Source organism: Tianxiuia mixotrophica (assembly GCF_050596425.1).
Taxonomy (GTDB): domain Bacteria; phylum Bacillota; class Clostridia; order Peptostreptococcales; family Acidaminobacteraceae.
On sequence record NZ_CP192292.1, the window covers coordinates 2,638,823 to 2,651,502 of the forward strand.

Genomic DNA, 12,680 nt, shown 5'->3' on the forward strand with positions numbered 1-12,680 from the left:
GGTTTCCCCTCATCCAAATTCCCCATTATCATCTCAATGACTCTAACCGAGCATTTTTTTCATTTCTTCTGCAATAAGTTCAGCATGAGTACCAACAACAACCTGCATATTTTTGCTGTTCGGTTTGATCACACCAGCAGCTCCAAGCTTCTTAAGTGGACCGTCTTCAATATGAGAATTGTCTTTTAGTGTCAGTCTTAGTCTTGTAATGCATGAATCCACTTCAACAATATTGTCATGACCACCGAGCAGATTAAAATACTCAATCGCTACAGAAGCCACACCCTTGTCAGCAATGGCATTGTCCACATCGTCAGAGATTTCTTCCATACGACCTGGTGTTTCAATGTTGAATTTCTCAATCATAAACTTAAAGACAATGTAGTAAATCACAGAGAACACAAGACCCAGCGGAATAAGAAGAAGTCCATTGGTTGCAAGGTGCATATTTAAAACATAATCTATTAGGCCTGCCGAGAAACCAAATCCGTGTAGAATCCCAAGCAGTTGTGTTATTGCAAGGGCAGCCCCTGACATAATGGCATGTACAAGGTATAGACCCGGTGCAATATATACAAATAGGAATTCAATTGGTTCTGTAATACCTGTAAGGAATGATGTGAATGCAATTGAAAACAGCATACCACCTACAGCTTTTCTGTTCTCTGGCTTAGCTGCTCTGTACATTGCAAAACATGCTGCCGGTAGACCAAACATCATAACTGGATACCAACCAGCCATATAAATACCTGCTGTTGGATCACCTGCAAAGTATCTCCAAAGGTCACCATTTACAACTTCTCCAGCCGCATTTGTAAATGAACCAAATGTGAACCAGAAAATTGAGTTCAGTACATGGTGAAGTCCAACTGGAATAAGAAGTCTATTACCAAATCCGAAGAAGAAAGTGCCTAGAGGTCCCGCTTGAATGGCTGCATTACCTATTGAGTCAATACCCGTTTGAATGGCTGGCCATACATATCCAAATAAAATACCCACACCTACGGCCACAAAGGATGTAATAATAGGAACAAATCGTTTTCCACCGAAGAATCCTAAGAACTCTGGCAGTTTAATATCATGATACTTGTTATATAGGCTACCAGCAATAACACCCATGATCATACCGACCATAACACCAGTATTAATATCTGGATTAATCACTTCATACACATTTTTACACACGAGCACACCAATGGCGCCTGCTAGAGCTGCTGCACCATGGTTGCCTTTAGCTAGACCTAGTGCCACACCAATACCAAAGAGTAAGTATAAGTTGTCAAAAATACCAGCACCGGCCTTTAACATAATATCTGCCAGAAGGCCTTCAATTCCCGGTACGCCTGCACCCAATCTAAGAAGAATGGCTGCTGCTGGCATGACAGCGATAGGTAGCATTAAAGCTTTACCTACTTTTTGCAGTTTCCCAAATACACTTTGCATAAATTTCCCCTCCTAAGAGCTCATAAAATAACTTGAATAAAATAGTATTGCTGTCCCCGGATTATTCATGTCATTCGCTTAAAAATCTTTATAAGGTCCCTCAAGTGAATGACATGAATAATCCGAGTTATATATTATGACTGCGCGCATAGCCATAAATTTCTTGTCGTTGTTTCCATCTAGTTTTTTCTATTTAGTTGTTTTTTTTTTAGTTATTTCCATTGAAAAAGGCATGAGCAATAAACGGTTTTCATCCACCGTTATAAGCTCATGCCTGATCGTATCAGTAACACACTTTAACCTTAGTTAAACAATTTAATTGTTGAGCGGTGTTTTAGACATCCGCCGTATTCTATCGATGTGTATTGCCATATACCCAAGTTCATCATCTGGGACGATGACATCCAGTTCATCTTCAATTTTGACTTTGACCTTGCCGGCTATTTTAAAAGAATCTTTAAACTCTTTTCTCAATGTTTCAAGAAGTGGATTCTTAACTGACTGGCCTTTTTCAACCCTCTCAATACTGCCCCTTAAATGGTGTATCAGACGACTATAGGTTAAATCACTATCTACCTTATAATTTAGGTTAACCTCTATGATTGTAACCAAATCCTTAATAAGACGGGTGCTTTTAAGGGTGTCTTTAACGTCCTTATGCTGTCGGGCAGCATTTAAGTGAAGGGCAATAAACCCAACTTCATCTTCAACAATTGTAATCCCTGTTTCTTTTTCTATAATTTCCTGTGCAATTAGACCAACCTGGTATTCCTCTTCATATAAATTTTGAATTTCATGGAGGAAGGGGTTGTATATTTCCATGCCTGCTTTGATGCGCTCAAGAGCAAAACCAATGTGGTCGGTGAGTACAATATGCAGTCTTGAATTCAGTTCGCCCAACCTGCGCTCAGCCATAATAATTATTTCTGTACACATGGATAAAATGGTTTCATCCATTTGTTCAACAAGCTCCATGTAATCCCGCTTGAGCTTCTCATCATAGGTGATAAAGGATTTCTCAATGGCTTCATCAGGTATCGTTTTTTCCTGGCCACTTTTTGTTCCGAAACCGATTCCTTTTCCCACTAAGACAGCCTCAGCATTGTTGGAAGAACTTTTGGCAAGCACTACATTGTTATTCAGAACACGTATAATTTTGTATGTGTTATTTGTCATCAATTTCACCTCTTATTGCCATCCTGCGAATAAAAAAAGGCACGAACAACTAGAGCTTGCGCTTCAGTAGGTTCATGCCTGATTTAACAGTAACACACCAAAAGTGATCCGTATGCTTTTCTAAATGCATATTAGCACGCAGGAAAACCTTTGTCAAGGACTGTCTTAACTTTTTATTAACATTTCAGATGATGTTTTCTCACCACCCAGGTCCCTTCAAATTAGTCGCTTTGAACCATATCATATCCTATTTCAAACGCTTGGATATTCATATCAATAAATTTTTTCGGAACATTGGCTTCAATGGCCTCTTTCCATATTTTTTTATCTATGCTGAGACATTTTGCCAGCATGCCCACAAGAAATGTATTGGCAACCTTGACCGATCCCAGCTCAACAGCTTTCTGGTTGGCATCCAGAGATGTCAAACTGAAAGACTTTGACAATGTTTTCTCAATGTTTTCAGGATACTTCATTTTTTCCGCAATCACAGGAACAGGCGGTACCACTGCACTGTTCATGAAAATTTTTCCTGAATCTTTTAAAGAACGTTTATAACGTAGACCTTCAAGAGGTTCCAAGGCCAGAAGAAAATCAGCACCTTTTGGTGGCACATTAGGAGAGTAGACTTCTTCACCAATGCGAATACTGCCCCAAACCTTGCCTCCTCTTTGAGAAAGACCAATAACATCATTGCTCTTAACATCCAGGCCTGCTCGAATAGCCGCATCACAAATAAGTTTCGTTGTAAGGACAAGGCCTTGTCCTCCAACGCCTGCAATTACTATATTATTAGTCATATTAGGCCTCCTCTTCATAAGGCTTTATGGCATTAACCGGACAAACTTGAGCGCATACCGAACATCCCACGCACATGTCTTTATTGATTGAAGATTTCAGTTTGTCATAGCCTTCATATGCCTTCATAGCAATCGGCGGACAGTTTGTTTTGACACAAGACCGACAGCCAATGCAAATGCTTGGATCAACATAAAATGGTTTTTCTTTAATTTTAAAATTAAGGGCACAAGGTCTAGTGGTCATGACAATGGAAAATCCGTCATGCTTCAGTTCTTCATCAATAACCTTCTTTGCCTCTTTATACTTAAACTGGTCTACAACCTTAATACGGTCAAAGCCCATGGCATTTAGTAGATTTGGAATATCAACATCCATATCTCCCATTTCAGAGTAGGATTTTGTAACTGCCGTTGCTTGTCCACCTGTCATAGCTGTTGTTCCATTGTTCAAAATAATGACAGTCATATTTGCGTCCTTATCCATTTGATGGAGCATGTTGAGCATACCCGTCATGCCGGAGTGGAAGAAAGTACCATCACCTATAACACATGCTAGGGGCTTCTCTTTTCCACCATTTTTTAGGGCCTTGCTCATCCCCTTCATAATGCCTATACTGGCCCCCATGCTAATTATGGAATTAACTGCATTAAGAGGCTCCAAATATGCAAGGGAATAACAGCCTATGTCCCCAATCACATCAGCCTTGGCTTTTTTAAGGACATCGAAAACAGGGCGATGAGGACATCCCGCACAAAACATTGGCAGTCTTGGCACTGTTTCATCAGCTTCCTCGGTTGGATATGTATGCACATCAAGAAGTTTAGATGTCACGAGTCCATCCTCAATATCCTCAGTATTGAGTTCTCCAGTGAATGAGAAATACTTCTTACCTTCACATTCAATACCATGAATCTTCAATTCATTTTCTATAAATGGCATCATTTCTTCAACAACAATAATGCGCTTATACTTCTTGCTCAGTTCTTTGAGCTTTTTTATTGGCAATGGATAGACCATGCCCAATTTATAAACAGAAAAATCGAGTCCAAGCTCTTTGTAATTATAATACATAAGACCCGAAGTCACGATAAGGGCATCATCACGGCCAGACGGAGATGGCTCATACCTATTCATAGACATGTCATTGGCTGCAATGGTCAACTTATCTATCCGCTCTTGCATTGCAAACTGCTTAATAAATGTATTAGGCGGAATCATAGCATAGTCTTCTGGCTTATCTGGAAAACCAGCTACATCTTTTTCCTGTCTATCCCCCAGTTCAACAATAGACCGGCTGTGACAGACACGACTTGTAATTCGAACCATGACTGGCATTATGTATTCTTCACTCATATCTAAGGCTTCTTTGGTAAAATCAAGAGCCTCTTGGCTATTACCCGGATCAAGAACAGCCATATGACCAAATTTCCCCAGTATTCTATTGTCCTGTTCATTTTGTGATGAAGCCATGCCTGGATCATCACCAGTGAGAAGGACAAAACCACCATTTATTTTTGTCTGTGTGAAAGTCATGAGCGGATCTGCAGCCACATTAACGCCAACGTGCTTCATACTCACCATTGTTCTTGCCCCTGCAAAAGAAGCACCAATCCCCACTTCAAGGGCAACTTTTTCATTCACTGAAAACTCAGAATAGATTTCCTGGTAATTATCTTTTATACTTTGCAGTACACCAACTGTTGGTGACCCTGGATAGCTTGAAGCAACACGCCCTCCAGCTTCATAAAAGCCACGACTCACAGCCTGGTTTCCCGACATTACAACTTTATTTTGCATAGTGCACCCCTTTCTATAGTCAACATCCCATATATATCCTTTTATAGCCACTCATAATCATGAAATTCGCATTTACTGTGCGCGCCTAGACATATTCTTTCCAAACACATATAATGAAAGCCAATATGACTATTAAAAAAACTGAAATGAACGAAAGTAAACCTTGCCTAACTTGACGTTATCTCAAAATTTTAATATTATAATAAAGTTCAGGTATCACTTGAAAGGAGCTTGTTGCAGGTGAAAGATTCAAATTATTGGATTGAAAAATTAGGTATGATTCCTCACCCTGAAGGTGGATACTATTTTAGCTCGTTTAAATCGGAGCAGACCATGTTCCGTCATGATATTGCTGGTGTTGCTTCATCAGAAAGAAAACTTTGGTCTAGCATTTATCTTCTTTTAACAGAAGAAGACTATTTGGCTTTCCATCGTGTCCGGTCTGAAGAAGTTTGGTATTTCCATCATGGGTCTTCTGTGAAAATTTATATGATCTCACCAGAAGGTGAACTTTTTATAGAAACCTTGGGTCTTGATATCGCAAGTGGAGAAAAACTTCAGGTCAGAATTCCAAAAAATTATGTCATGGCTGCAGAGCGCGTTGAAGACAGCTATTCCATATTTGGAATTATGGTTTCTCCAGGATTCGATTTTGATGATATAAAACTCTATGACCGGGATGAACTCATAGGACTCTTCCCTGTTCACAAAGAGCTTATCGAAAGACTTTCGATGGAATCTTTTTACTAACCACAATAAAAAATCTGCCTTTAGACCAGTCACTTGGTTTAAGGGCAGATTTTTTTCTGTTTATAATTTTTTTCATTAGTACCTCTTAATCGGAAGAGATTATTTCTTCGTCAGAAGAAGTTGATGGACATACCCTTCTAACTCACGGTCTTCTTCAAGAAGATGCATTCTGAAAAGAAATTTGACTTCTGATTGAATCCGTTCAAGGTCTGTCTTATTGAGACCGGTACGACAATACTTCTTTTTAAATCTATCAATTCGATCAAGAATCTTCTTATGCGCTTCAGCGTGACTATCAAACTCTGGATACTTATACTGAAGCATAAGCAACTCTTCATGATAAAAGTGCGCTATAACTTGTTCCTCAAAGGCTTCAAACGAATCCACGTCTTCTTCATTCGGTTGACTAAAATCAAGCGTTGACATTAATTTGGATATGGTTTCAATGATGGCTTTATGTTCCTGATCCATAAAAGCTATACCGAGTTCTAATTTCTCATCCCATTTCACATGCATAGCAAACCCTCCTGGTATAAATATTGCCTTTAAAGAGTAAAATTACACATAGAACAAGTCATCTTAATATATAAATTTATAAAGAGACAAAACCTGGTGCCAAAAATATCATAGCCACATTAAAAACAACATGAATCAGTATGGCCGCTTCAATGCCATAACGCCTATAGATCAGACCAAGGGCTATACCAAAGGGAAATATTTGTGCCATCTTGACCCACTCAGGAACCAAGACACCAACATGGCCCAACGTCCAAAATACACTTGAGAAAACCACCGCTATTGAGGCAGCATATCTATTTTTCCGCAGCCCCCACTCCACGAGTGTCTGAACGGATAATCTGAAAAATATTTCTTCAGCCGCTGCCAGCCTTGCAAAGATAAGTATCAAGAGCACAAGGCTCATATCCTTTGTAAGTCCATTGGGATTGGATTGTTGAATGAGACGAATCATACTTGACGCCTCTGGTTGAGTAATATTAAAGAGAATCACAGTGTAGACAGTGGCTATAAGAACACCTAGAACAACAATTAAGTCAAATTTCATCCACCACTTGCGATTGAGTCTATCCGTCAATTCAGAATGCATAGACTGAATTTCCAGATATTCTGGAACCATCGTCGACCGATATAACATGAGACCCGTCGTTGTATTAAGACCATGCACCTTATTCATCCGGTCATCATCTTCATCTATTGAAAAGGGATAAAAAGACAGTCGCTTCCAGAAAAGAGCCCCTGGAAGTTCCAGTTTTCGGGCGTATCTTACTCCCACACTGATATAGATATAAAGAAGCGGCCACTGGATTAGTCCACTTATAAGACCGGATGCAAAATCTGTCCCTTGCCTTGTTATATAAACCAACCATAGGGTTGAAGTCAAACTCATAAGGAAAAGGGCCAAACTATAGCGAAAAGCCACACCTGAATACCGCCACCGAAATGGCTTAGAATTCATAAATACAGCGATTAAAATGATCCCAAAAACAAAGCTTGTGAGTGCGTACAAAATTGTGAGTGGTCCCATATCATCACCGCTTTCCTATTCTAGAATGTATAGTGCGAGGCGTCCGCAAGCAGTTCGAATTTTGAGTCCACCCCGTCAAAGTCAACAATGGTTAAACACGTCTGGTAAATACGAGGATGTTTCCACACTGTTGATACGTCCTCATTTTTTAACACTGACAGCATATTTCTAATGAGCATGCCATGGCATACGACCAATACGGTTTGCCCTCTATGAGCCTTAAGAATGTCCGACAGAAACGATTTAACCCGGGTCTGGACACCTTCAAAAGATTCACCATCTATGGGTTCATACTTCTCAGGTTCTTTCCAAAAATGAAAAGCCCTTTCAGAGTAATTCTCTTTGATTTCATCAATGACCTGACCTTCCCACGAACCAAATCCCATTTCTTTTAATCGATCATCAAGCTTTAGTTCAATTCCATGGTATGTGTTGATGAGCTGGGCTGTTTTATGAGCCCGAACAAGTGGACTGGAATATATATGGTCAATCTGATCATTCTGGATTCGCTTTGCAAGTGCCTCAGCTTGTTTAATCCCCTCAGAATTTAACGCAGCGTCAATATGTCCTTGCATTCTCTCCTCAAGGTTATAATTCGTTTGTCCGTGTCTGGTTAAATATATTCTAACTGATTTCATAGCAATCATTCCTTTCCTACCCTTTATTTTCTATTTTAACGCATTATCCAGCATAGGTCACTGATTTAGTCTTAATTAAGTTCAAAATGTCATTTATTCATTAGATTTCTGTATATATACTCAATATCTTTCTTTACTGAATAAATTATGTCTGTTTAAATCTATCTTAAATCGTTTGAAACAGTCATTCTTATTTTTGATTTGTATGGAAATTTATGCGTATAATACTAAGAGGAGCGTTTTTAATAATTGGATTAAGAAAGGTGTGTTTTATTTGGTTTATGTTTTCCTTGCTCAGGGGTTTGAAGAAATAGAAGCTATTTCAGTAATTGATATACTAAGACGGGCAGATGTCACAGTGCAAACAGTTTCAATTTCAAACAGCAAAGAGGTTGAAGCTGCCCACGGAATCACCATTCTTGCGGATATAACACTGGATGAAGTGGACATTGAACTTGCTGATATGATTTTTCTGCCGGGTGGAATGCCAGGCTCTCGTAATCTAGCAAAATCTGACAGGCTCCTTGAAATCATCAAACAAGCTTATGATTCTGAAAAATATGTCACGGCCATATGTGCTGCACCCACGGTTTTGGCAAAGGCTGGTATTCTAAAGGGTAAAAAAGCAATATGCTATCCAGGTTTTGAAGCTGAATTAACCGACGCGGTCATCCACGATGATCTTGTTGTGAGAGATGGAAAGATTTTAACTTCTAAGGGTCCAGGCACAGCCATGTTGTTCGCCTATGCCCTTGTGGACATTCTAAAGGGGAATCTTGAATCCGATGCCCTTCAAGAAGCCATGATTTTTAAATGGTGCATCTCATAAACACAGATTAAAAGTATTTATGAACAAAAAAAGTATGGCATGTCATAGAAATTCTGTGACATGCCATGTTTCATTATTATAAGAACTCTAGCAACCTTACTTCCACGTCTTCTTTATTTGATCTGTTAATTTCTAGGGAACGATCTTTTATGCATCGATGTCCGATCATGCTTGTTCTTCGCATTTTTAAATGTTTAAGTAGACCGTATGAATAATTCTGAGCACCATAAGAAAGTCTTGTTGACTTCACCACACCCATTTGCGAAAGACCCATGGATGTTTTAGGGCAAATATGAACCACACCTCCAAAATCTAAGGATATTAAGGCCTGGAGAATTTTCTTAACGTATGGAAGACATATGTTTTTGTAGTGTTTAGGTCCAATAATTTCCATAGCCCCCACTGGATCTGCAAAGGAAATAATCGAAGCACCTGCATCAATCCCATGACTTGCAAACGCAATGATGTGGTCCGTCACTTTATCAAGGAATGAATGAATAAGGTCTGGTTCTCTTCTGAGCACCTTGTAAAATATGCTTTGATCCATAAGACCACTGCATACAGTTAGAGGACCTGTTATTCCCAGTGCTACGACCCCATTTTGAGCATCTTTTTCGATACAGGCCAGGACTGTCTTTTGTCTAGTAGAAAGCCCCAACTTATCTTGGCACAAAAAAACATGTAAATCTTCTGCGCTTTCTATTGTGTGGGCTTTAATCCTAGGACCATACTCAATTTGTTTGTCCCCTAGTTCAAACACAATTGTAGCCCCCAAAGCTTCCGCCTCTAAAGTCACACAAAACGGAAGTCTAGTAAAGCCATCCTGTCTATATTCTTTTAAATATCGTGCGTACTTAGACATTTCATTTAGATCCGTGTGAATACCTTTCGTGTCTATTTGATGGATTTTGAGTAAGTCTTCCGGTAAACTTTCTCTCCCATCAAATTTGCAAATATATGCACCCTTCATACGCCCTCCCACTGGCCTAAAACTTCAATTGCCTTATAAAAACCTCTTGAAAATCCGGTCGTCTTGACAACTCCACAAGCTTAATTTGCTCAGAAATCTCTTTTATGTTTTCCAGTCCGTCCTCTTGTGCAAGGGCTTTCTTCACTCCCAACAAACTGGAATTGCCAACAAATCTGACTGGGGCTTTAAAAGTTTTAGGAATGAGCCCGATTTTTCGAATATTCTTTTCTGACAAGTGATAGCCAAAAGAGCCCGCAACTATAATCTCTATACAGTCATCCACTGCCTCGTGACTGGCTTTGTAAAGAAGCTCAATGCCAGTTGCAATTGCCCCTTTCGCTAATTGAATTTGTCTAATATCTTTTTGAGACAAATAGATATTTTCCCCTATATAGAACTTTTTATCTTGAAATTTGCTTTTATATTTCAAATCCATTGACTTATTGAATCGTCCGTTTTCCAGTACAATTTCCTTGTCGACAAGTTCTGCCACAATATCAATAAGCCCACTGCCACATATGCCCGTGGCCTCTGACTTTCCAATAGTTGTGTATTCGAATAGGCCCTCATCATTAATAGAGAATCTATCTACAGCACCGGACTGTGCGCGCATTCCACAAGCAATATTCATGCCTTCAAGGGCTGGTCCAGCCGCAGTCGATGTGGCATAGAGTCCATTTCTACTGTTCATGACGATTTCGCCATTTGTTCCAATGTCAATAAACAAGATATTCTTATTGGCCTCTTTAACTTGATATTGACTGAGTTTATGAAAATCCGTTCCAAATATACCAGCGGTAATATCTGCTCCTATATAAGCTGAGGCTGATGGCAATAGGGTCATATGTCCCCTGGTCTTTATTTTTACATCCGGAGTAAACGCCTTTTTCTTCGCTTCTAGGAAAACTGGTTTATACGGGGCTATGGCTATCGGTTCAGGATTGATTTCACATATTAAATGTTGCATGGTTGTATTGCCGGCAACATATATTTTGTCCACGAAAATCTCTTCTTCTTTGAAATCTTTTTTAACATTGTCTTTGATTTTTTCTTTGTGATCTAAAACAAGTTTTAAGACAAGTTGGTTTAAGCCTTCAATTATGGCTTGGCTGAGTTCTTTTGTCCCGTTTTTTTGATCTCTGGCATGGCCTATACGTGTTAAGACATCATGACCATACCTGGCCTGCGGGTTTAGCATGGATGCACGCCCTATGGTCTTTTTTTGAGCCACATCAATGAGTTCTGCACTTACGCCTGTCGTGCCAACATCTATGGCTATGTTAACCATCCTTGTCCCTGGAACACATGCCTGAGCAACTTTTGCATCCGTATAATCATCACACGTATCTTCTGGTAGAGGTTCAGGCAGAGGTTCAGGCAAAGGTTCTGGTACGTATAGGACATCCTCAAAACTTGCTTTTGATTCCAGTGGCTTGATTATAACCCGACCCATAGCATAAGTTGTGCATGCCAGCCTGCGATTTAAACTGATTAGGCCAAGCTCCTCTTCAAGACGACTGGGGCTAGATAAGTCACCTTGGGCATAAACCACACATTTTCCGCATACTCCGCTACCGCCACAAGGCGTCTCAATCTGGTGGCTTTGCATATTCAGAATTTCTGACAACAATATTTTATCGGCCTTATAGGAGACTTGCTCCTGTGAACCATCCTTATTTATGATAGTGGCATGAATCATTGTCTTAACCCCTATACGCTTTTACATATTGTGTCATGGCCCGAATATTGGAAACTGGGGTCCCCATGCCTAGACCACAAGCCGGAGAAACAATATCCACCCCAGACTCAAGAGCTGTCTTTGCGAGGGATTCAATTTTCTCACAGGACTCAAAATTAAGGGCCTGTGTATTGACATTGCCCATCAAACAACAGTTCACTTTTTCTCTTGCCATTTTCATATTGACGACTGAATCAAAGCTAAGCGCCTGAAACCCTGCTTCATTCATAGCTTCTATAACATTTGAAGACTTTCCACACATATGAAATATAATAGGAATGCCTAAAGGACGAAGCGCCTCTAAAAAGACCTTATAGTATGGCAGTGCAAAGGCTCGAAACATTCTTTCACCAAGTATTTCTCCCGTTGCTGTTGGATCTGAAATAGCAATTATATCCGCCCCAGCATGAACCATTTCTTTCGCATATTCGATGAGATAGGCATTGATATAATCCAATAAGGCATGGCTGTCCATGGGTTTTTTTATGAGTGACTTAAAAAACACATTGGGGTCAACAGCCGAAGACGCTGTACTAATATGACCCGTAATATTACCGATTACTGGTATACTTTCATTCTTCAATTGATCAATGGCTTCCACAACCGCTTTCATTCGTGGATATTCAAGGACCTTCACACGGCCCTTTCGAACGATCGCATCAATAGATAGTTCCGTATACTGGGTGACTCTGGGTTCCATGAAGGCATCACCATAGTCCGTTTGAATCCCAAGAGGCTCCACTTCAGCTGTCATACAAAATGGGACACCATAGTTTTCAAAACCAGTTTGGTCATGAACACGTCTTGCCGCTTCGACCATGTCTTTGGAATGAATATTGTGGTTTCCCCTTCCACCACGTGATTTAATAATGGGCTCTACGACTTCTGTCACGGCAGCATTCATCATGCCTCCAGGACATATAACAGATGGCCTGTCTACGCTTTGTCCATTCAGTATGTTAAGGAGTCTTGACTTTTCGGTATGTACGTCCACT

At 39.9% G+C, this 12,680-nt stretch carries 12 protein-coding genes; 2 read left to right on the top strand and 10 right to left on the bottom strand.

The annotated features are described in order from the left end of the window. Positions 1 to 42: 42 nt before the first annotated feature. The 4 genes from nagE to ACQ4KW_RS11530 form a co-directional block, all read right to left on the bottom strand. Positions 43 to 1,443: an N-acetylglucosamine-specific PTS transporter subunit IIBC gene (gene nagE / locus ACQ4KW_RS11515; RefSeq protein WP_430882621.1), complete on the bottom strand. Its 1,401-nt coding sequence runs from the start codon at positions 1,441 to 1,443 to the stop codon at positions 43 to 45. A 315-nt stretch (positions 1,444 to 1,758) separates the two neighbouring features. Beyond that, positions 1,759 to 2,619 (bottom strand): PRD domain-containing protein, encoded by an 861-nt coding sequence (locus ACQ4KW_RS11520; protein WP_430882622.1) that lies wholly within the window; start codon positions 2,617 to 2,619, stop codon positions 1,759 to 1,761. A 221-nt stretch (positions 2,620 to 2,840) separates the two neighbouring features. Next, on the bottom strand, positions 2,841 to 3,419 hold the full coding sequence (locus ACQ4KW_RS11525) for an indolepyruvate oxidoreductase subunit beta (RefSeq protein ID WP_430882623.1): 579 nt from the start codon (positions 3,417 to 3,419) through the stop codon (positions 2,841 to 2,843). A 1-nt stretch (position 3,420) separates the two neighbouring features. Then, positions 3,421 to 5,217, bottom strand: a complete 1,797-nt coding sequence (locus tag ACQ4KW_RS11530; protein ID WP_430882624.1) for a thiamine pyrophosphate-dependent enzyme — start codon at positions 5,215 to 5,217, stop codon at positions 3,421 to 3,423. 240 nt (positions 5,218 to 5,457) lie between these two features. Between ACQ4KW_RS11530 and ACQ4KW_RS11535 the strand changes: the two genes are divergently transcribed. After that, positions 5,458 to 5,967 carry a cupin domain-containing protein gene (locus ACQ4KW_RS11535; RefSeq protein ID WP_430882625.1) on the top strand — a complete coding sequence of 170 codons (510 nt, stop codon included), beginning with the start codon at positions 5,458 to 5,460 and terminating at the stop codon, positions 5,965 to 5,967. Between the two features lie 99 nt (positions 5,968 to 6,066). Here the strand turns inward: ACQ4KW_RS11535 and ACQ4KW_RS11540 are convergent, their stop codons facing one another. The 3 genes from ACQ4KW_RS11540 to ACQ4KW_RS11550 form a co-directional block, all read right to left on the bottom strand. Beyond that, on the bottom strand, positions 6,067 to 6,483 hold the full coding sequence (locus ACQ4KW_RS11540) for a bacteriohemerythrin (protein WP_430882626.1): 417 nt from the start codon (positions 6,481 to 6,483) through the stop codon (positions 6,067 to 6,069). Between the two features lie 76 nt (positions 6,484 to 6,559). After that, positions 6,560 to 7,441, bottom strand: a complete 882-nt coding sequence (locus tag ACQ4KW_RS11545) for a lysostaphin resistance A-like protein (protein ID WP_430882627.1) — start codon at positions 7,439 to 7,441, stop codon at positions 6,560 to 6,562. A gap of 89 nt (positions 7,442 to 7,530) precedes the next feature. Then, positions 7,531 to 8,148, bottom strand: a complete 618-nt coding sequence (locus tag ACQ4KW_RS11550; protein WP_430882628.1) for a histidine phosphatase family protein — start codon at positions 8,146 to 8,148, stop codon at positions 7,531 to 7,533. Positions 8,149 to 8,422: 274 nt separating this feature from the next. On the opposite strand from ACQ4KW_RS11550, the gene ACQ4KW_RS11555 reads away from it, so the two are divergent. Continuing rightward, entirely contained in the window at positions 8,423 to 8,977 is a 555-nt protein-coding gene (locus ACQ4KW_RS11555) for a DJ-1 family glyoxalase III (RefSeq protein ID WP_430882629.1), read from the top strand. A 76-nt stretch (positions 8,978 to 9,053) separates the two neighbouring features. On the opposite strand, the gene ACQ4KW_RS11560 is transcribed toward ACQ4KW_RS11555, so the two are convergent. The 3 genes from ACQ4KW_RS11560 to ACQ4KW_RS11570 are packed head-to-tail and all read right to left on the bottom strand — an operon-like array spanning position 9,054 to position 12,679. After that, a complete protein-coding gene (locus ACQ4KW_RS11560) occupies positions 9,054 to 9,947 on the bottom strand; it encodes a uroporphyrinogen decarboxylase family protein (protein ID WP_430882630.1) in 894 nt (297 codons plus the stop codon). Positions 9,948 to 9,963: 16 nt separating this feature from the next. Then, on the bottom strand, positions 9,964 to 11,646 hold the full coding sequence (locus ACQ4KW_RS11565; RefSeq protein ID WP_430882631.1) for an ASKHA domain-containing protein: 1,683 nt from the start codon (positions 11,644 to 11,646) through the stop codon (positions 9,964 to 9,966). Between the two features lie 4 nt (positions 11,647 to 11,650). Beyond that, the gene (locus ACQ4KW_RS11570) at positions 11,651 to 12,679 is read right to left on the bottom strand and encodes a uroporphyrinogen decarboxylase family protein (protein WP_430882632.1); all 1,029 of its coding nucleotides are present in this window, start codon (positions 12,677 to 12,679) and stop codon (positions 11,651 to 11,653) included. Position 12,680 lies beyond the last annotated feature (1 nt).